Source organism: Acidovorax sp. 22279 (genome assembly GCF_052045435.1).
In the GTDB taxonomy this organism is placed as follows: domain Bacteria; phylum Pseudomonadota; class Gammaproteobacteria; order Burkholderiales; family Burkholderiaceae_C; genus Acidovorax; species Acidovorax delafieldii.
The window spans coordinates 43,846-63,810 of the sequence record NZ_JBQEOV010000001.1 but is presented as its reverse complement, the minus strand read 5'-3'; the positions used below and the strand labels follow the sequence as shown (position 1 = coordinate 63,810).

At 66.3% G+C, this 19,965-nt stretch carries 16 protein-coding genes and 1 riboswitch; of the genes, 15 read left to right on the top strand and 1 reads right to left on the bottom strand.

Annotated elements, in window-relative coordinates; translation table 11 throughout:
* The first annotated feature begins 1 nt into the window (after nucleotide 1).
* The 13 genes from ftsL to ftsZ all read left to right on the top strand — a co-directional run bounded on the left by ftsL (nucleotide 2) and on the right by ftsZ (nucleotide 16,519).
* Entirely contained in the window at nucleotides 2-331 is a 330-nt protein-coding gene (gene ftsL, locus ACTJKQ_RS00270; RefSeq protein WP_056059227.1) for a cell division protein FtsL, read from the top strand.
* Nucleotides 328-2,073 (top strand): peptidoglycan D,D-transpeptidase FtsI family protein, encoded by a 1,746-nt coding sequence (locus ACTJKQ_RS00265; protein ID WP_056745274.1) that lies wholly within the window; start codon nucleotides 328-330, stop codon nucleotides 2,071-2,073. The genes ftsL and ACTJKQ_RS00265 overlap by 4 nt, the downstream gene beginning before the upstream one ends.
* Nucleotides 2,073-3,587, top strand: coding sequence for a UDP-N-acetylmuramoyl-L-alanyl-D-glutamate--2,6-diaminopimelate ligase (locus tag ACTJKQ_RS00260; RefSeq protein WP_440595657.1), 1,515 nt, complete (start codon nucleotides 2,073-2,075; stop codon nucleotides 3,585-3,587). The genes ACTJKQ_RS00265 and ACTJKQ_RS00260 overlap by 1 nt, the downstream gene beginning before the upstream one ends.
* Nucleotides 3,578-5,056: a UDP-N-acetylmuramoyl-tripeptide--D-alanyl-D-alanine ligase gene (locus tag ACTJKQ_RS00255; protein ID WP_121941980.1), complete on the top strand. Its 1,479-nt coding sequence runs from the start codon at nucleotides 3,578-3,580 to the stop codon at nucleotides 5,054-5,056. Before ACTJKQ_RS00260 ends, ACTJKQ_RS00255 begins: the two co-directional genes overlap by 10 nt.
* 39 nt (nucleotides 5,057-5,095) lie before the next feature.
* On the top strand, nucleotides 5,096-6,274 hold the full coding sequence (gene mraY, locus ACTJKQ_RS00250) for a phospho-N-acetylmuramoyl-pentapeptide-transferase (RefSeq protein WP_015012552.1): 1,179 nt from the start codon (nucleotides 5,096-5,098) through the stop codon (nucleotides 6,272-6,274).
* Nucleotides 6,271-8,220 (top strand): UDP-N-acetylmuramoyl-L-alanine--D-glutamate ligase, encoded by a 1,950-nt coding sequence (gene murD / locus ACTJKQ_RS00245; protein ID WP_440595656.1) that lies wholly within the window; start codon nucleotides 6,271-6,273, stop codon nucleotides 8,218-8,220. Before mraY ends, murD begins: the two co-directional genes overlap by 4 nt.
* Nucleotides 8,217-9,485, top strand: coding sequence for a putative lipid II flippase FtsW (ftsW, locus tag ACTJKQ_RS00240; RefSeq protein ID WP_056059212.1), 1,269 nt, complete (start codon nucleotides 8,217-8,219; stop codon nucleotides 9,483-9,485). The genes murD and ftsW overlap by 4 nt, the downstream gene beginning before the upstream one ends.
* Nucleotides 9,482-10,552 carry an undecaprenyldiphospho-muramoylpentapeptide beta-N-acetylglucosaminyltransferase gene (gene murG / locus ACTJKQ_RS00235; protein ID WP_395452814.1) on the top strand — a complete coding sequence of 357 codons (1,071 nt, stop codon included), beginning with the start codon at nucleotides 9,482-9,484 and terminating at the stop codon, nucleotides 10,550-10,552. The genes ftsW and murG overlap by 4 nt, the downstream gene beginning before the upstream one ends.
* Nucleotides 10,549-11,982 carry a UDP-N-acetylmuramate--L-alanine ligase gene (gene murC, locus ACTJKQ_RS00230; protein ID WP_440595655.1) on the top strand — a complete coding sequence of 478 codons (1,434 nt, stop codon included), beginning with the start codon at nucleotides 10,549-10,551 and terminating at the stop codon, nucleotides 11,980-11,982. Before murG ends, murC begins: the two co-directional genes overlap by 4 nt.
* Nucleotides 11,979-12,968 carry a D-alanine--D-alanine ligase gene (locus tag ACTJKQ_RS00225; protein WP_440595654.1) on the top strand — a complete coding sequence of 330 codons (990 nt, stop codon included), beginning with the start codon at nucleotides 11,979-11,981 and terminating at the stop codon, nucleotides 12,966-12,968. Before murC ends, ACTJKQ_RS00225 begins: the two co-directional genes overlap by 4 nt.
* Nucleotides 12,968-13,771, top strand: coding sequence for a cell division protein FtsQ/DivIB (locus ACTJKQ_RS00220; RefSeq protein ID WP_099731221.1), 804 nt, complete (start codon nucleotides 12,968-12,970; stop codon nucleotides 13,769-13,771). Before ACTJKQ_RS00225 ends, ACTJKQ_RS00220 begins: the two co-directional genes overlap by 1 nt.
* A 125-nt stretch (nucleotides 13,772-13,896) precedes the next feature.
* Entirely contained in the window at nucleotides 13,897-15,126 is a 1,230-nt protein-coding gene (gene ftsA, locus ACTJKQ_RS00215; RefSeq protein ID WP_015012559.1) for a cell division protein FtsA, read from the top strand.
* 151 nt (nucleotides 15,127-15,277) lie between these two features.
* Nucleotides 15,278-16,519, top strand: coding sequence for a cell division protein FtsZ (ftsZ, locus tag ACTJKQ_RS00210; RefSeq protein WP_056059196.1), 1,242 nt, complete (start codon nucleotides 15,278-15,280; stop codon nucleotides 16,517-16,519).
* A gap of 140 nt (nucleotides 16,520-16,659) precedes the next feature.
* Here the strand turns inward: ftsZ and ACTJKQ_RS00205 are convergent, their stop codons facing one another.
* Nucleotides 16,660-18,441 carry a methyl-accepting chemotaxis protein gene (locus ACTJKQ_RS00205; RefSeq protein ID WP_121941983.1) on the bottom strand — a complete coding sequence of 594 codons (1,782 nt, stop codon included), beginning with the start codon at nucleotides 18,439-18,441 and terminating at the stop codon, nucleotides 16,660-16,662.
* Between the two features lie 193 nt (nucleotides 18,442-18,634).
* Between ACTJKQ_RS00205 and lpxC the strand changes: the two genes are divergently transcribed.
* Complete coding sequence (gene lpxC / locus ACTJKQ_RS00200) at nucleotides 18,635-19,558, top strand: UDP-3-O-acyl-N-acetylglucosamine deacetylase (RefSeq protein ID WP_015012562.1); 924 nt, start codon at nucleotides 18,635-18,637, stop codon at nucleotides 19,556-19,558.
* Nucleotides 19,559-19,570: 12 nt separating this feature from the next.
* On the top strand, nucleotides 19,571-19,747 hold the full coding sequence (locus ACTJKQ_RS00195; protein ID WP_440595653.1) for a hypothetical protein: 177 nt from the start codon (nucleotides 19,571-19,573) through the stop codon (nucleotides 19,745-19,747).
* A 42-nt stretch (nucleotides 19,748-19,789) separates the two neighbouring features.
* A riboswitch (TPP riboswitch) is annotated at nucleotides 19,790-19,913 on the top strand.
* The last annotated feature ends 52 nt before the right edge of the window (nucleotides 19,914-19,965 follow it).

Sequence of the window (19,965 nt, the reverse complement as noted above, 5' to 3'; positions counted from 1 at the left end):
CATGACGCGGCTCAACGTGGTCCTGTTGCTGGCGGTGCTGGCCAGTGCGATCTATCTGGTGCACACCCAGTACGAATCGCGCCGCCTGTTCACCGAGCTGGACCGCGCCGTGGCCGAGGCCCGCCGTCTGGAGACGGAGCACCAGCGCCTGCAGGTGGAAAAGCGCGCCCAGGCCACGCCGCTGCGGGTGGAGAAGATCGCGCGTGCGCAGCTGAACATGCGCACCGCCACCCCAGCGATCACCCAGTACGTGTCTGACCCGCAAGGCGTCGCAACTGCCACCGCAGCGGCAGCCGCCGCCGCTTCGCAACCCGCCGGAGTGCAGCCATGAGCCGCAGCGTGCTCTACACATCCAGCCCTTTGCTGGCCAGCAAGACGCCGGTCTGGCGCAGCAAGTTCATCGTGGCGGTGATTGGGCTGGGCTTTCTGGGGCTGGCTGGGCGGGCGGCCTATGTGCAGGTGTTTGGCAACGCGTTCTTCCAGCGTCAGGGCGAGGTGCGTTTTGCGCGCACGCTGGAGTTGCCTGCCAACCGCGGCAAGATCGTGGACCGCAATGGCCTGATCCTCGCGTCCAGCGTGCCGGCTGCCAGCATCTGGGCGATCCCCGAAGACGTGGACCAGGACAGGCCCGAGGTTCGCGCCAAGCTCAAGCAGCTGGCCAAGCTGCTGGACATGCCGCAGGCCGACCTGCTGAAAAAACTGGCGGATGAGGACAAGACCTTCGTCTGGATCAAGCGTCAGCTTGACTGGGACGTGGGCCAGCAGATCGCAGCCCTGGACATCAAGGGCATCTACCAGCGCAAGGAATACAAGCGCCAGTATCCCGAGGGCGAGGCTGCCGCACACGTGGTGGGCTTCACCAACGTGGAAGACCACGGCCAGGAAGGCATGGAGCTGGCCTTCGACAAGGAGCTGGCAGGCAAGCCCGGTTCGCGCCGCGTGATCAAGGACCGATTGGGCCGTGTGGTCGAAAGCGTGGGCGAAACCGTGCCCCCGGTCGACGGCAAGGACATGCAGTTGTCCATCGACAGCAAGGTGCAGTTCTTTGCGTACCAGAAGCTGCGCGACCAGGTCGCCGCGCACAAGGCCAAGGCGGGCAGTGTGGTGGTGCTTGATGCCCACACGGGCGAGCTGCTGGCGCTGGCCAACTACCCGAGCTACGTGCCCGACAAGCGCCAGAACCTGACCGGCGAGCAGCTGCGCAACCGTGCGCTGACCGACGTGTTCGAGCCCGGCTCGACCATGAAGCCGTTCACCATCGGCCTGGCGCTGGAGACCGGGCGCGTGCGCCCCGAGACCGTGGTGGATACCAACCCCGGACGCATCACCATCACAGGCTCCACGATCTCGGACACGCACAACTACGGCGTGCTCACGGTCGAAGGCGTGATCCAGAAGTCCAGCAACGTGGGCACCACCAAGCTGGCCATGCAGATGCCCGCGCGCGAGATGTGGGAGACCTTCTCGGCCGCCGGTTTTGGTCAGAAGCCCCAATTGCACTTCCCGGGCGTGGTGACGGGCCGCCTGCGCCCCTACAAGAGCTGGCGCCCCGTGGAGCAGGCCACCATGTCGTACGGCTACGGCCTCTCGGCCAGCCTGTTCCAGATGGCGCGGTCGTACACTGTGTTTGCCAATGGCGGTCGGGTGATTCCCGCTACCATGCTCAAGACGGCCGAGCCCGCCGTGGGCGTGCCTGTTTTTTCCGAGCGCACGGCCGACCAGGTGCGCAAGATGCTGCAGATGGCCGCAGGCCCCGGCGGCACGGGCCAGAAGGCGCAGACCGTGGGCTACTCCGTGGGCGGCAAGTCGGGCACGGCACGCAAGCAGGTGGGCAAGAACTACGCCTCGGGCAAATACCGCGCGTGGTTCACCGGCATGGCACCCATCGACAAGCCCCGCATCATCGTGGCCGTGATGATCGACGAGCCCAGCAACGGCGTGTTCTACGGCGGTGCCGTGGCCGCGCCGGTGTTCAGCGAGGTGGTGCAGCAGACCCTGCGCATGATGGGCGTGCAGCCCGACATGGCCGTCAAGCCGCAGATCGTGGCCAATGCCGTGGAGGAGTCGCTGTGATGCAAGCGCCGCTCCACACCCTGCAGACTGCCAGCGACGCGGTGCAATGGCTGCGCACGCGGGTCACCGGCACCCTGCACACCGACAGCCGCCAGATCACGCCCGGCGACGGCTTCATTGCCTGGCCCGGTGCCGCCACCGATGGCCGCGCGCATGTGGCCGACGCCATGGTGCGCGGCGCGACGGCCTGCCTGGTCGAGCAGGCGGGGGTCGAGGCTTTCGCTTTCGAGGGCGATCACATGGCTGCGCTGCCAGGCCTCAAGGCGGCCACAGGGCCCATCGCCGCTGAATGGTTTGCGCAGCCCACTCAGCAGCTGAAGGTGCTGGCCGTGACTGGAACCAATGGCAAGACCAGCACGGCGTGGTGGCTCGCAGGTGCTCTGAATGTGCTATCGAATGAGGAGCAATCAGGGCAAGATCAATGTGCGCTGGTGGGCACTTTGGGCATGGGACTGCCACCCGCGCTCACCTCCACCGGCATGACCACGCCCGACCCGGTGCGGTTGCAGCGCGCGTTTGCCCAGTTTGTGGCGCAGGGCCTCGGTGCCTGCGCCATCGAGGCCTCGTCGATTGGATTGGCCGAGGCCCGGCTCGACGGCACGCACATCCACGCGGCCATCTTCACCAACTTCACGCAAGACCACCTGGACTACCACGGCAGCATGGCCGATTACTGGCTGGCCAAGCGGGCGCTATTCGATTGGCCGGGCCTGCAGGCCGCCATCATCAATGTGGACGACCCCGCAGGCGCCCAATTGCATGGCGAGCTGAAGGGCAGTGCACTGGATCTGTGGAGCGTCTCGGCCCAGGGGGCTGCGCGCCTGGCGGCGCAGGACATCACCCTGGGTGACCAGGGCCTGCGTTTCACGGTGGTGGAGGGCACTGACCGCCATCTGCTGCAAACCCGCGTGATCGGCCAGTACAACGTGCTCAACCTGCTGGGCGTGCTGGCCACGCTGCGCAGCCTGGGCGTGCCGCTGAACCGCGCCGTGCGCGCCTGCGCCAGCCTGCAGCCCGTGCCGGGCCGCATGCAGCGGCTGGTGGCGGTGGGCCAACCCCTGGTGGCCGTGGACTACGCCCATACCCCCGACGCTTTGGACAAAGCCCTGCAAGCCCTGCGCCCCCTGGCCACCGAGCGTGGCGGGCGGCTGTGGTGCGTGTTCGGCTGCGGCGGCGACCGCGACGCGGGCAAACGCCCGCTGATGGGTGCCGTGGCCCAGCAGCAGGCCGACCAGGTGCTGGTGACCAGCGACAACCCCCGCAGCGAAGACCCGGCAGCCATCCTGCACCAGATCCTGCAGGGCACGATTGCCGGTGGCACCGTGCGCGCCGAGCCCGACCGTGCGGCCGCCATCGCGCAGGCCATTGCCGAGGCCGCACCTGCCGATGTGGTGCTGATTGCCGGCAAGGGCCACGAAGACACCCAGGAGACGGCAGGCGTGCGCGTGCCGTTCTCCGACATGGCCCATGCGCAGGCTGCGCTGCAGGCCCGAGGAGCCCACACATGGGCATGAACACCATTGCACCCGTCATGACACTGCAGCAAGCCTGGGCGCTGCTGCAGCCGCGTATTCCGGCCGCCCGACTGGTGGGCGATGGCGCCACGCCGCTGGCGCGTGTGCACACCGACACGCGCACCCTGCAGCCGGGCGATCTGTTTGTGGCGCTCAAGGGCGAGCGTTTCGATGCCAACGCCTTCCTGGCCGATGCCCGTGCTGGCGGTGCCGCTGCAGCCATTGCACACGGTGGTCTGGAGGCAGCCGGTTTGCCCGGCATCGAAGTGCCCGACAGCCTGGCTGCGCTGGGCGCACTCGCCACCGGCTGGCGTACGCAGTTCCACCTGCCGCTGATCGGCGTGACGGGCAGCAATGGCAAGACCACGGTGACGCAGATGATCGCGTCCATCCTGCGTGCCTGGCAGGGTGAAGCTGCGTTTGCCACGCAGGGCAATTTCAACAACGACATCGGTGTGCCGCTGATGCTGATGCGCCTGCGCGCCAGCCACCGCGCCGCCGTGATCGAGATGGGCATGAACCACCCTGGCGAGATCGCCACGCTGGCCGCCATGGCCCAGCCCACGGTGGCCTTGGTCAACAACGCGCAGCGCGAGCATCTGGAGTTCATGCATACCGTCGAGGCGGTGGCCCGCGAGAACGGCTCGGTGTTTGCCAGCTTGCCCGCCGATGGCGTGGCCGTGTTCCCGTCAGGGGATGCCTACACGGGCCTCTGGCAGTCGCTGGCTCTGGGGCGGCCCGGCCGCCGCACGGTGACCTTTGGTGATGGCGGTGATGTTCGCTGTGCGCAGGCCACGTGGGAGCGCGGCGCCTGGGCGGTCACCCTGACCACACCACGCGGCGAGATCACGACTCGCCTGCACATCGCTGGCCGCCACAACGTCACCAACGCGCTGGCGGCCACGGCGTGCACGCTGGCAGCGGGTGCACCCGTCGCGGCCATTGCCCAGGGTCTGCGCGACTTCACACCGGTCAAGGGCCGCTCGCGCGCTTTCAGTGTGACCGTCGCGGGCCGCGACATCACGGTGGTGGACGACACGTACAACGCGAACCCCGATTCCATGCACGCTGCCATCCAGGTGCTGGCCGAACTGCCAGGCCCGCAACTGCTGGTGATGGGCGACATGGGCGAGGTGGGCGACCAGGGGCCACAGTTCCACACCGAGGCCGGCGCACTGGCCCGTGAGGCTGGTATCCCCACGATGTTTGCGTTGGGCGCGCAGTCGGTGCACGCCACGTCGGCGTACGGCGACGGGCAGGGTGGTGTTGCCCGGCATTTCAACGATATGAGCGCACTGCAGGATGCGGTGCGCAACGCCCTGCCCACGGTGGGCAGCGTGCTGGTCAAGGGATCGCGATTCATGAAGATGGAACAGGTGGTCGAGGCGATCAGCGCCGCCGCACTGCCCCCAGAACAACAACAAAAGCCGATCAATCCACGGGAGGGACACCATGGCGCAACGCATTGATATTGCCCGTACGGTGTCAGCCCATGCCGGAGGTGCCACATGCTGCTGATGCTGTCGCAATGGCTGCAGGGCCTGTCGCCCGAGTTCGGCTTCTTTCGGGTGTTCCAGTACCTCACGTTCCGTGCGGTGATGGCCGCCATGACGGCGCTGCTCATCGGGCTGGTGGCCGGCCCCAAGGTGATTCGCATCCTCACCTCGCTCAAGATCGGCCAGCCCATCCGGGGCTATGCGATGCAGTCGCACCTGTCCAAGAGCGGCACGCCCACCATGGGTGGTGTGTTGATTCTGTTGTCGATCGCCATTTCCACCCTGCTGTGGTTTGACCTGTCCAACCGCTTTGTGTGGATTGTGCTCATCGTCACGCTGGGCTTTGGTGCCATCGGCTGGGTGGACGACTGGCGCAAGGTGGTCAACAAGGACCCCGAAGGCATGCGTTCGCGCGAGAAGTACTTCTGGCAGTCGGTGATCGGCCTCATGGCCGCGCTGTACCTGGTGTTCAGCATTTCTGAAAGCTCCAACGCCAAGGTGTGGGAGCTGTTCGTGGGCTGGGTGCAGTCGGGCTTTTCGCTGGACCTGCCGCCCAAGGCGGGGCTGCAGTTGCCCTTCTTCAAGGAAGTGAGTTACCCGCTGGGCGTGCTCGGCTTCGTGATCCTCACCTATCTCGTCATCGTGGGCTCCAGCAATGCGGTGAACCTGACCGACGGCCTGGACGGCCTGGCCATCATGCCCGTGGTGATGGTGGGCTCGGCGCTGGGCGTGTTTGCTTATGTCACCGGCAGCTCGGTGTATTCCAAATACCTGTTCTTCCCGCACATTCCGGGTTCGGGAGAGTTGCTGATCTTCTGCGCTGCCATGGCGGGCGCGGGCCTGGCTTTCCTCTGGTTCAACGCGCACCCCGCCCAGGTTTTCATGGGCGACGTGGGAGCGCTGGCGCTGGGCGGAGCCCTGGGCACCATCGCCATCATCGTGCGCCAGGAGATCGTGCTGGCCATCATGGGCGGCATCTTTGTGGTCGAGGCCCTGTCGGTGATGCTGCAGGTCACCTGGTTCAAGTTCACCAAGAAGCGCTACGGCGAAGGCCGCCGCCTGCTCAAGATGGCGCCGCTGCACCACCACTTTGAAAAGAGCGGCTGGAAGGAAACGCAGGTGGTTGTGCGCTTCTGGATCATCACCATGCTGCTGTGCCTGATCGGCCTGTCCACGCTGAAACTGCGATGAACCCGAACGATCCTCTTGTCCCTGACCCCCTCGGTACGCCCGAGGCCATGCCCCCGTTGGCAGGGGCCGGGGTGGGCGCGGACGGCACTCCCGAAGGCGATCCTTGCATGCAGGCCCCTTTGCCCGTAGCGCCCGCAGAGCCTGAGGCGAATCCGGAGCAGGATGGTGCCGTGATAGGCAGCGAGGCCAACAACGCTGCGGCCGCAGCCAAAAGCACCAGCACCGCCTGGAACCCCGAGGCCGTGCCCGCCGTCTCCGCCGCGAAGGCAGCAGCGGATTTTGTGGCGCAGATCTTTGCCGAGGTGACCGCCCCCGAGCCGGGCGCTGCGGACAGCGCGGACGTTGCCGAGACCGCTGAGGCCGATGAGCCCACCACGCCCGATGTGCCCGCAGGCCCGGCGCGCGAGGGCGTTGCGAACCTGCTGCAAGACCAGCACATCCTGATCCTGGGCCTGGGCGCCTCGGGCATGGCGATGGCACGCTGGTGCGTGCGTTGTGGTGCGCAGGTCACCGTGGCCGACACGCGCGCTGCCCCGCCACAACTGCCCGCGCTGCGGCAGGAGCTGCCCCAGGTGCGTTTTGTGTCGGGCGCATTCGATGCCAGTCTGGTGCAGGGCCAGAACCTGCACGCGGTCTATCGTTCGCCAGGGCTGAGTCCCGAGGCAGTGGCTCCTGTTTTGGAAGCGGCTCGTGCAAACAACATCAGCGCTGGCGGTGAGTTGAGCCTGTACGCCACGGCCTTGGCCGCGCTGCGTGCATCGCATGCATATGGCCCGGCCGTGCTGGCCATCACCGGCACCAACGGCAAGACCACCGTGACCTCGCTCACCGGCCAGCTGGTGGAACGCTCGGGCAAACGCGTGGCCGTGGCCGGCAACATCGGTCCGCCCCTGCTCGACACGCTGGCAGAACACCTGGATGCCGACACTTTGCCCGATGTGTGGGTGCTGGAGCTGTCGAGTTTTCAGCTGGATGGCGTGAATGGGGGGGAAGGGGGCTTCGAACCCACAGCCGCCACGGTGCTCAACATCACGCAGGACCACCTGGACTGGCACGGCAGCATCGACGCTTACGCTGCGGCCAAGGCACGTATCTTTGGCCAGACGGGCTTGATGATCCTGAACCGCGAAGACGCTGCGGTGATGGCCATGCTGCCGCCACCCGTCAAGGTCAAGCTGCAAAAGCCGCAGGTGCGCGCACACATCACTTTTGGTGGCGACATGCCCCGGCGTCCGGGCGACTTTGGCATCGAGGTGGTGAGCGGCATGCCCTGGCTGGTGCGCGCCATGGATGCGGACGAAACCCGCAAGCGTGGCCGCAACGAGGTCGAAGAGGACCTGCACATCCAGCGGCTCATGCCGGCGGATGCCCTGCGCATCCGGGGTCGCCACAACGCCACCAACGCATTGGCCGCGCTGGCGCTGGCCACGGCGGCGGGTTGCCCGCTGGCGCCCATGCTCTACGGCCTGCGCGAGTACCGGGGCGAGCCGCACCGTGTGGAGCCCGTGGCCATCATCCACGGCGTGGAATATTTTGACGACAGCAAGGGCACCAACGTGGGCGCCACGGCGGCTGCGCTGGTGGGGCTGGGCACGGAGCGGCGTTTGGTGGTCATTCTGGGCGGAGAAGGCAAGGGGCAAGACTTTGCGCCTTTGGCAGCCCCCGTCGCGCGCTATGCACGTGCCGTGGTGCTGATCGGCCGCGACGCACCGCTGATCCGCACTGCGCTGCAGGACGCTGGCGTACCACTGCTCGACGCGGGCACCTTGCCAGAGGCTGTCGCACTTGCCGCGCAGCGCGCCCATTCTGGCGATGCGGTGCTGATGTCGCCAGCCTGTGCCAGCTTTGACATGTTCAAGGACTACGAGCACCGCGCCCAGGTCTTTTGCGAGACCGTGCGGGCGATGGCCGACGATGCGGGCCAGTCGGCGGAGGGCATGCAATGACGGCACCCGCCAGCACCCTGTTGCAACGCGTGACCGGCTGGTTCGGTGGCCTGCCCGGCAAGGCGGCCGATGTGTTGCCCGTGCGCGTGGGCGGTACCGAGTACCGCCAGTCGTCCAGCACGCCCGCGAGCGTGCTGGGCTTTGACCAGGCCTTGCTCTGGGTGGTGGTGGCACTGCTGGCGTGGGGGTTGGTGATGGTGTATTCAGCGTCGATTGCCATGCCGGACAACCCGCGCTTTGCCAACTATGCGTCCACCCATTTCCTGACCCGCCACATGATGTACTTGGTGGTGGGGTTTGTGGCGGCACTGCTGGCGTTCCAGGTGCCCATGGCGCTGTGGGAGCGGGTGGCGCCCTGGTTGTTCATCGTGGCCTTGCTCATGCTGGTGGCGGTCCTGATCCCCGGCGTGGGCAAGGTGGTCAATGGCGCGCGCCGCTGGTTGTCCATCGGGCCCGTAGGCTTCCAGCCCTCCGAGGTGGCCAAGTTTGCGGTGCTGATCTATGCCGCCGACTACATGGTGCGCAAGATGGAGGTGAAGGAGCGCTTCTTCCGCGCCGTGCTGCCCATGGGCGCTGCGGTGGCCATCGTCGGCGTGCTGCTGCTGGCCGAGCCCGACATGGGCGCCTTCATGGTGGTGGCCGTGATTGCCATGGGCATCCTGTTCCTCGGCGGTGTGAATGCCCGCATGTTCTTCCTGATCGCAGGGGTGCTGGTGGGTGCCTTTGCGCTGATGATCGCCAGTTCGCCCTGGCGCCGCGAGCGCGTGTTTGCGTACCTGGATCCCTTCAGCGAACAGCATGCACTCGGCAAGGGCTACCAGCTATCGCACTCGCTGATTGCCATCGGGCGCGGCGAGGTGTTTGGCGTGGGGCTGGGGGGCAGCGTGGAGAAGCTGCACTGGCTGCCCGAGGCGCACACCGACTTCCTGATGGCCGTGATCGGCGAAGAGTTTGGCCTGGTGGGCGTGGTCGCGCTCATCGTGCTGTTCCTGTGGATGACCCGCCGCATCATGCACATCGGCCGCCAGGCCATTGCGCTGGACCGCGTGTTCGCAGGGTTGGTGGCGCAGGGCGTGGCGATCTGGATCGGTTTTCAAGCCTTCATCAACATGGGCGTGAATTTGGGCGCGCTGCCGACCAAGGGGCTCACGCTGCCACTGATGAGTTTTGGCGGGTCGGCGATTTTGATGAATCTGGTTGCGCTGGCGGTGGTGCTGCGGGTCGATTACGAGAACAAGCTCCTCATGCGGGGAGGTCGCGTATGAGCACGCAGAAGACCGCCCTCATCATGGCTGGTGGAACCGGCGGCCACATCTTCCCCGGCTTGGCCGTGGCCGAGGAACTGCGCGCACGCGGCTGGCGTGTGCACTGGCTGGGCGCGCCCGGCAGCATGGAGTCGCGCATCGTGCCGCAGCACGGCTTTGCGCTGGAACTCATCGATTTTTCGGGCGTGCGCGGCAAGGGACTTGTCACGCTGGCCCTGTTGCCGCTGCGCCTGCTGCGTGCGTTCTGGCAGGCGCTGCAGGTCGTGCGCCGTGTGAAGCCCGACGTGGTGGTGGGCCTGGGTGGCTACATCACTTTTCCGGGCGGGATGATGGGTGTACTCGCGGGCAAGCCCCTGGTGCTGCATGAGCAGAATTCGGTGGCGGGCATGGCGAACAAGGTCCTGGCAGGTGTGGCCGACCGGGTGTTCACCGCCTTCCCCCAGGTGTTCAAGCAGGGCCAGTGGGTGGGCAACCCCCTGCGCACCGCCTTCACGCAGCAGCCGGGCCCGGCCGAGCGGTTTGCCGGCCGCAGCGGCCCGCTGCGCCTGCTGGTGGTGGGCGGCAGCCTGGGAGCGCGTGCGCTCAACGAGATCGTGCCCCAGGCCATCGCATTGATGCCGGCCGGCCAACGACCCACCGTGATCCACCAAAGCGGTGCGGCACAGATCGATGCCCTGCGCGCCCACTACGCCGCTGCAGGGGTCGAGGCAGAGCTGACGCCATTTATCGACGACACCGCCAGCGCGTTTGCAGCGGCCGACATCATCGTCTGCCGGGCGGGGGCGAGCACCGTCACCGAGATCGCCGCCGTGGGCGCCGCGTCTATCTTTGTCCCCTTCCCGTCGGCCGTGGACGACCACCAGACCACCAACGCGCAGTTCCTCGTGAACGCAGGAGGCGGCTGGCTGGTGCAGCAGCGCGACCTGACGCCGCAAGGGCTGTCTGAAATGCTATTGAAATTAGAGCGTCCCACACTTGTGGATGTAGCGCTCAAGGCCAAAAACATGCAAAAAATCAACGCCACCCGCGAGGTGGTGACTGCCTGCGAGGAGTTGGCCCAACCATGAAACATGCGATTCGCCACATCCATTTCGTAGGCCTCGGCGGCGCCGGCATGAGTGGCATTGCCGAAGTGCTGTTCAACCTGGGTTACCGCATCTCGGGCTCGGACCTGGCCGACAGTGCCACGCTGCGCCGCCTGGCAGACCTCGGCATTAAGACCTGTCTCGGCCACGCGGCAGCGCACATCGATGGTGCCGATGCCGTGGTCACGTCCACAGCCGTCACTTCGGACAACCCTGAAGTGCTGGCCGCACGCGAAAAGAAGATTCCCGTGGTGCCGCGCGCACTGATGCTGGCCGAGCTGATGCGCCTGAAGCAGGGCATTGCCATCGCGGGCACGCACGGCAAGACCACCACCACCAGCCTCGTGACCAGCGTGCTGGCCGAGGCGGGGCTGGATCCGACCTTCGTCATCGGCGGCAGGCTCAACAGCGCAGGCGCCAATGCCAAGCTGGGCAGCGGCGACTACATCGTGGTCGAGGCCGATGAGTCCGACGCGTCGTTCTTGAACCTGCTGCCCGTGATGGCCGTGGTGACCAACATCGACGCCGACCACATGGAGACCTATGGTCACGACTTCGGCCGGCTCAAGGGCGCGTTTGTCGATTTCCTGCACCGCATGCCGTTCTACGGCACGGCTGTCCTGTGTGTGGATAGTCCCGCCGTGCGCGACATCCTGCAGAGCGTGACCTGCCCCATCACCAGCTACGGCTTCTCGGAAGACGCGCAGGTGCGCGCCATCAACGTGCGCGCCGAGGCGGGCCAGATGCGCTTCACCGTGCAGCGGCGCAACGGCGTCACGCTGCCCGATATGGAGATCGTGCTCAACCTCGCGGGCGAGCACAACGTGCTCAACGCGCTGTCGGCCATTGCCGTGGCGGTGGAGCTCAACATCCCCGACGACGCCGTGCAGCGCGCGCTGGCGGGCTTCAAGGGCGTGGGCCGGCGATTCCAGCGCTATGGCGATCTGCCCGCGAAGGACGGCGGCACCTTCACCGTCATCGACGACTACGGCCACCACCCTGTGGAGATGGCTGCCACGCTGGCGGCCGCACGCGGTGCGTTCCCCGGGCGGCGCCTGGTGCTGGCCTTCCAGCCGCACCGCTACACCCGCACGCGCGATTGCTTTGAAGATTTCGTCAAGGTGATCGGCCATGCCGACGCGGTGCTGCTCACCGAGGTGTATGCCGCGGGCGAGGCGCCAGTCGTGGCCGCCGATGGACGCTCGCTGGCCCGTGCCCTGCGTGTGGCAGGGCGCGTGGAGCCGGTGTTTGTGGACAACGTGGCCGATCTGCCCCAGGCCATTGCCGACAACGCACGCGCGGGCGACGTGGTGATGTGCATGGGAGCCGGCTCCATTGGCGCAGTGCCCGGCAAGGTGGTTGAGATGCTACAAAATAATGAGCTGAAAGCGCATGAAGGGAGCGCACTATGACCCTTCCTGAATCGAATATCGATGTGAAGTCGCTGGGCAAGGTTGCCGTCCTGATGGGCGGGGACTCGGCCGAGCGCGAGGTGTCGCTGATGTCGGGCAGCGGCGTGCTGCAGGCGCTGCGCTCGCGTGGCGTGGATGCCCATGCGTTTGACCCCGCACAGAACGCGCTGGGCGACTTGAAGCGCGACGGCTACGCCCGCTGCTTCATCGCACTGCACGGCCGCCATGGCGAAGACGGCACGGTGCAGGGCGCGCTGGAGCTGCTGCGCATTCCGTACACCGGCCCCGGCGTGATGGCCTCGGCCATCGCCATGGACAAGGTCATGACCAAGCGGGTGTGGCTGGCCGAGGGCCTGCCCACGCCCCGCTATGTGTGGCTGGCTCCTGACCGGCAGCAGCGCGAGGTGGTGCGCACCGTGCCCGACGAGCTGGGCCTGCCGCTCATCGTCAAGCCGCCGCGCGAAGGCTCGTCCATCGGCGTGACCAAGGTGCGCGGCTATTCGGACATGCAGGAGGCCGTGCAGCTGTCTGCCCAGTACGACCCCGACGTGCTGTGCGAAGAGTTCATCGAGGGCGAAGAAGTGACCTGCCCCGTGCTGGGCCAGGGTGCCAACGCGCGCGCACTGCCGGTGATCCGCATCGTGGCGCCCGATGGCGCCTACGACTACCAGAACAAGTACTTCACCGACGACGTGAAGTACCAGTGCCCGAGCGGCCTGCCCGAGGCCGAAGAGCGCGAGATCCAGCGCATCGTGCTGGAGGCTTACCGCACCCTGAGCTGCCGGGGCTGGGGCCGTGCCGACCTGATGATCCGCGCGAGCGACCGCAAGCCCTTCCTGCTGGAGATGAATACATCCCCCGGCATGACGGGGCATTCGCTGGTGCCCATGTCGGCCCGCGCCTCGGGCATCAGCTACGAAGAGCTGTGTCTGCGCATCCTCGCGGATGCGGCCCTCGACACGCCCGCAAAACCAAAGGCCGCCTGATGACCCAGACGCTGCCCGCACCCCTGGACGTCAAGCTCATGAACCTGACCGCGTCGGTCTTGTTCGTGGGCTGCGCCCTGGCCGTGCTGGCGGCGGGGGTGGGGTGGGTGCTGCGCTACCCCGGCTTTGCCATCGCACGCATCGTGGTGCAGGGCGAGCTGGTGCACAACAACGCGGTGACCCTGCGGGCCAATGTGGCGCCGCATCTGGTGGGCAACTTCTTCACCGTGGATCTGCGTGCCGCCCGCGAGGCCTTCGAACAGGTGCCCTGGGTACGCCGCGCGCAAGTGCGGCGGGTGTACCCCGGCAGCTTGCGTGTGGAGTTGCAGGAGCATGACGCGGTGGCGTACTGGGGGCCGGACACCGGCTCAGCGCTGGTCAACAGCCAGGGCGAAGTCTTCGAGGCCAATGTGGGCGACGTGGAGCAGGAGGGCCTGCCGCGCCTGCAGGGGCCTACAGGCAGCTCGGCCGAGGTGCTGCAGATGTATGGGCTGCTGGAGCCAGTGTTCAAACCTCTGGGCCTGGACGTGGAAGAACTGCAGCTGACCGGGCGAGGCGGCTGGCGCGCCACCCTCGACAGCGAGGCCGTGGTAGAGCTGGGAGGCGGTACGCCGCAGGAAGTGGTGCAGCGCACGCAGCGTTTCGTACGCACCCTGACCCAGGTGGCCGCGCAGTATGGCCGCCGCGTGGACGCGCTGGAGTCTGCGGACCTGCGCCACGCCGGGGGCTACGCCCTGCGCCTGCGGGGTGTGACCACAGTGACTGCAGACGCAACCGGCGCGACGGCCGTGCGCAAGAGGTAATGGCATGAGGCAAGACAGAGCAAGACGCAGCACGCAGACTGGATGCAGCGTGCTGTCGGCCCCGAGAGGGCGATGTGAGGGCTTGGTGGGGCAGCGGGACAGAACCGAGAAGGGCAGAGACTGATATGGCAAGAGAATACAAAGACGTCGTCGTGGGGCTGGACATTGGCACCGCCAAGGTCATGGCTGTGGTGGCCGAGGTTCTGCCCAATGGCGAGCTCAAGCTCGCAGGCTTGGGCGTGGCCCCAAGCAACGGTCTCAAGCGTGGGGTGGTGGTCAACATCGATGCCACCGTGCAGAGCATCCAGCAGGCGCTGAAAGAGGCCGAGCTGATGGCGGACTGCAAGATCCAGCGCGTCTACACCGGCATCACGGGCAGCCACATTCGCGGTCTCAACTCCAGTGGCATGGTGGCGGTGAAGGACAAGGAAGTCACGTCGGCCGACGTGGCCCGCGTGGTGGAGACGGCCAAGGCCATCAACATCAGCAGCGACCAGCGCCTGTTACTGGTGGAGCCGCAGGAATTCGTGATCGACGGGCAGGATGTGAAGGAGCCCATCGGCATGAGCGGCATCCGCCTGGAGGCCAAGATCCACATCGTGACCGGCGCGCAGAGCGCGGCCGAGAACATCATCAAGTGTGTGCGCCGCTGCGGCCTGGAGGTCGAGCAGCTCATGCTCAATCCGCTGGCCAGCAGCCAGGCGGTGCTGACCGACGACGAGCGCGAGCTGGGCGTGGTGGTGGTGGACATCGGCGCGGGCACGACCGATGTCGCCATCTTCACTGGCGGCGCGATTCGCCACACCGCGGTGATTCCGATTGCGGGCGACCTCATCACCAGCGACATCGCCATGGCACTGCGCACGCCGACCAAGGACGCCGAGGACATCAAGGTGGAAAGCGGCTACGCCAAGCAACTGTTGGCCGACCCCGAGGCGCAGGTGGAAGTGCCCGGCCTGGGCGACCGCAGCCCGCGCATGCTGAGCAAGCAGGCGCTGGCCGGTGTGATCGAGCCGCGTGTGGAAGAAATCTTCTCACTCGTGCAGCAGGTGGTGCGCGAGTCGGGCTACGAAGAAGTGCTGTCGTCGGGCATCGTGCTCACGGGCGGCAGCTCGGTCATGCCGGGAATGATCGAACTGGGCGAGGACATCTTCCTCAAGCCCGTGCGGCGCGGCATACCGAAGTATTCCAGCGCCCTGGCTGACATGGTGGCCCAGCCCCGTGCCGCCACCGTGATGGGGCTGCTTGAAGAAGCGCGCCTGGCCCGTCTGCGCGGCTTCAAGGTGGCTCAGAAGAGTGGGTCCATGAAGACCGCATTCGGGCGCTTCAAAGATTTCATCGTGGGGAATTTCTGACCATGAAATACCCCCTGTGGCTAGCGCGTGGAAGCCCTCACCAGATACCGCGCGAGCGATGGCGATGTATAGGACCGCCACGCACTACAAGAAAAATGATCCCATCTCTCAATTGGCAATTGCATACGAATTTAGAACCAGGAGCTCCAAGATGACCATCGAAATGATCGAAGCCGAAGAATTCAACCAGGGCACCCAGATCAAGGTGATCGGTGTGGGCGGTGGCGGCAGCAATGCCGTCGAGCACATGATTGCCCGCAGCGTGCAGGGCGTGGAGTTTGTCAGCGCCAACACCGATGCACAGGCGCTCACGCGCAGCTCGGCGCACCGCGTCATCCAGCTGGGCAACAGCGGCCTGGGTGCTGGGGGCAAGCCCGAGAAAGCCCGCGATGCGGCTGAGGCGGCGGTGGCCGATATCCGTGAAGCCATCTCTGGCGCCCACATGCTGTTCATCACGGCGGGCATGGGCGGCGGCACGGGCACGGGCGCTGCGCCCGTGATCGCGCGCGTGGCCAAGGAGATGGGCATCCTGACGGTGGGCGTGGTCACCAAGCCTTTCGACTGGGAGGGCGGTCGCCGCATGAAGAATGCGGACGATGGCCTGGCCGAACTGGAAGCCAACGTGGACTCGCTGATTGTTGTGCTCAACGAGAAGCTGCTGGACGTGCTGGGCGACGACATCACCCAGGACGAGGCCTTTGCGCACGCCAATGACGTGCTCAAGAACGCTGTGGGCGGTATCGCTGAGATCATCAACGAATACGGCCAGGTGAACGTGGACTTTGAAGACGTGCGCACCGTGATGGGCGAGCCGGGCAAGGCCATGATGGGCACGGCCACGGCCAGCGGCCCAGACCGCGCACGCATCGCAGCCGAGCAGGCCATCGCCTGCCCGCTGCTCGAAGGCATCGACCTGTCGGGCGCCAAGGGTGTGCTGGTGCTGGTCACGGCCAGCAAGGGCAGCCTCAAGCTGTCCGAGTCACGCCAGGCCATGAACACCATCAACGCCTACGCATCGACCGACGCGCACGTGATCTTCGGCGCTGCCTATGACGAAAGCCTGGGCGACGAGATCCGCGTGACCGTGGTGGCCACGGGTCTGTCGCGTGCCAATGCGCGCCGGCAGCCCATCTCGGTGGTGCAGGGTGGCCTGCGCACTGGTACGGACAACATGGCCTACCAGATGCCTGTCGCCGGTGTGGGTACGCTGGGTGGTGCCGTGGGCGTGCAAGGCGGCCACACGGGCAGCGCGCAGGCCGACTATGGCAGCATGTCGGTACCCAGCGTGTGGCGTACCAACCGCACGCAGGCCGCAGCCCGCGTGGATGCCCTGTCGTCCGGCGGTATGGATGACCTGGAAATCCCCGCCTTCCTGCGCAAGCAAGCGGACTGACAACCGCGCTGATCGCACCCTGCGGCCCCCTCCCGGGGGCTGCAAGACAAAAAGCCCTGCCGGCGCAAGCTGGTAGGGCTTTTTGACTGGGCGAACGTCAGCAGGCTCTCAGGCCCGGGTCGCCCCAGGCCTCTCAGTGATCAGAAAGATTCCCAGTCATCGTTATTGTCAGCCGCAGGCTTGGGGCTGCTTGCCTTGGGGGGCAATGCCGCCGCTGGCGCGGGTGAAGGCGCAGCAGCACGGGGGGCTGCTGGCGCCTTAGACAGGGCCGGGCGGGGCGCTGCCGCACGCACGGCAGGGGCCACGGCGGGGCGGGGCGCAGCTGCGGGGCGGCTGGCCGGGGCGGGAGCGGAGGTGCTGCCGTTCACGCGGAACAGCGCCACCACCTGGGTGAGCTTCATGGCTTGCTCGCGCAGGCTGTCTGCTGCTGCTGCCGACTGCTCCACCAGCGCTGAGTTCTGCTGGGTCATCTGGTCCAGTTGGTTCACGGCGGTGTTGACCTGGGCAATGCCCTGGCTCTGCTCCGATGTGGCCGAGCGGATTTCTCCAATGATGTCTGTCACGCGTTGAACGCTGTCCACGATCTCGGTCATGGTGGCGCCTGCATTGCCCACCAGTTGCGTGCCCGATGCCACCTTCTCCACGGAAGCGTCGATCAATGTCTTGATTTCCTTGGCGGCTGCAGCGCTGCGTTGTGCCAGGCTGCGTACTTCGCTGGCGACCACCGCGAAACCGCGACCCTGTTCACCTGCGCGCGCTGCCTCGACGGCGGCGTTGAGCGCCAGGATGTTGGTCTGGAACGCGATCCCGTCGATGACGCCGATGATGTCGCTGATCTTGTTGCTGCTGGCGTTGATATCCTGCATGGTGGATACCACGCGGGACACCACTTCCCCTCCGCGCGCCGCCACGGCAGCCGCTGAAGTTGCCATCTGGTTGGCGGTCTGCGCGGAGTCGGACGTCTGCTTCACGGTGCTGGTCAGCTCCTCCATGCTGCTGGCGGTGGTTTGCAGGTTGCTGGCCGTGTCTTCGGTGCGGTGGGCCAGGTCGTTGTTGCCCTGGGCAATTTCCCCCGACGCCGTAGCAATGCTGTCCGTGGCCGACCGTACCTCGGTCACCAGCTTGCGCAGCGAGGCCACCATGTGCGCCAAGCCATCGAGCATGGAGCCCGGTGGGGCGGCAGGGATCTGGGCGTCGAGGTTGCCTTCGGCCACTTCGGACATGATGGCAATGGCGTGGGTGGGTTCGCCACCAATCTGGCGCAACACCGAGCGCGACACCAGCAGGCCGATCACCCCCACCGCCACAAACACCGCCACCACCAGTGCAAGGCTCGACCACAGGGCCTGGCGCAGCATGGCATCGACGTCGTCCGTATACAGCCCGGAGCCCACCATCCAGTTCCAGCCGTCCACTTTGACGATGTACTGCAGCTTGGGCACGGGTGTCTGCTGGCCGGGGCGCGCGAACATGGTGGGCACAAAGGCCTTGCCGTCCTTGCTGCTGCGCATGCCGTTGACCAGCAGGCCGATGATGTCCACGCCCGAACCATCCTTGACCTTGCCGAGCATGTCCTGCCCGTCCCACTCGGTCTTGAAGGGGTGCATCACGCCCACGCCCTCGGTGGTCCAGATGTAGAAATATTCGGTCTTGCCCTCGGGGCCACCGTAGCGTGCAATGCGCAGGGCGTCCTTGGCAGCCTTCTGCGCGTCTTCCACCGACATGGCGCCGCTCGCGGCCTTGGCCTGGTAACCGACCACAATGCTGTGTGCGGACTGGACGGCGGTGGTCAGCAGGTCCTTGCGGGACTCGGTGATCAGTCGCCGCTCCTGGAGGAGTGACAGGATGGCCATGATCAGCAGCGCCGTGAGCGCGGTGCCGATCATGAGCATGACTTTCATCTTGAAACTGAGTTTGCTCATGGGAGTCTCCTGTGGGGCGGGTGTCGTGTGTTCATGTTGTGGTTGTTAAGGCCCTGTGTACCAAATTGTGCGGCGAACCATGGGGCCTGCGCAGTAGGTGAAAACGCGGCGGTAGCTCTACGTACGCGTCGCTTTGAGGTGCGACAAGACCTCGGCACGTGCGGGGCGGTGCCGCAGAAACTAAAATGCGCAGATGCTCCAGCAACGCACCCTCAAGACCCTGACCCGCGCCGTAGGCGTGGGTCTGCACAGCGGCCAACGGGTCGAGTTGACCCTGCGGCCCGCGCAGCCGGACACAGGCATCGTGTTCCGACGGGTGGATCTGCCGCAGCCGGTGGACATTCCCATCCGTGCCGAGGCGGTGACGGATACGAGGCTGGCGTCCACCATCGCGGTGGGCAATGCCAAGGTGCACACGGTGGAGCACCTGATGTCAGCCTGTGCGGGGCTGGGTATCGACAACCTGTACGTGGACATCACGGCCGAAGAGGTCCCCATCCTCGATGGGTCTTCGGCCTCGTTTGTGTTCCTGTTGCAAAGCGCCGGGGTGGAACTGCAGAACGCACCCAAGCGCTTTATCCGCGTCACCCGGCCCGTGGAGGTGCGCGAGGGTGAGGGCGCCAACGCCAAGTGGGCGCGCCTCACGCCGTACCACGGCTACAAGCTCAGCTTCGAAATCGACTTTGACCACCCGGCCGTGGACTCCACCGGCCAGCGCGTGGAGTTTGACCTGGGGCAAGGCAACTACAGCCGCGACATTGCCCGCGCGCGCACCTTCGGCTTCACCCGCGATGTGGAGATGATGCGCTCCAACGGCCTGGCGCTGGGTGGTGGGCTGGACAACGCCATCGTGATGGACGACTACAAGGTGCTCAACAGCGACGGCCTGCGCTATGACGATGAGTTCGTGAAGCACAAGATCCTGGATGCCATGGGGGACCTGTACCTCATCGGCAAGCCGCTGCTGGCCGCCTACAGTGCGTTCCGCTCGGGCCATGCCATGAACAACCTCTTGCTGCGCGAGCTGCTGGCCCAGCGTGATGCCTGGGAGGTGGTCACGTTCGAGGACGAGCGCCAGGCTCCCACCGGCTTTGCGCAGCCTGCGCGCGCCTGGTAGGGCCCGCTGGCCATGCTGATCTTTCGCTGGCTGGCCGTGCTGCTGCTCCTGGCGGCGGCCGTGTCGTTCGCGTTTTACGCGGGCACCGGGCAGCCGCGCTACAAGCGCCTGGGGCTCGTCATCCTCAAGTGGACAGTGATTGCCGCCGTCTTTTTCTTCGCGGTGATCCTCATCGGCCGCCTGGCCTGATGCGCGGGCGCTGCACCGCCGTTTTTTCTCTGGCCTATACTCGCGCCTGCTCCGGGGTGTGCTGATGCGCTGAGATGCGAGAGGCCTGAAGAAATTCAGGCCAGCTTGCGAACCCGACGAACTTGATCCGGTTCATACCGGCGGAAGAAGAGCCGACCTCCTTGTCCCCGTGCCCGCACTCCCTGTGGGCACGCCTTGCCTCAGGTGCTGCCATGCGC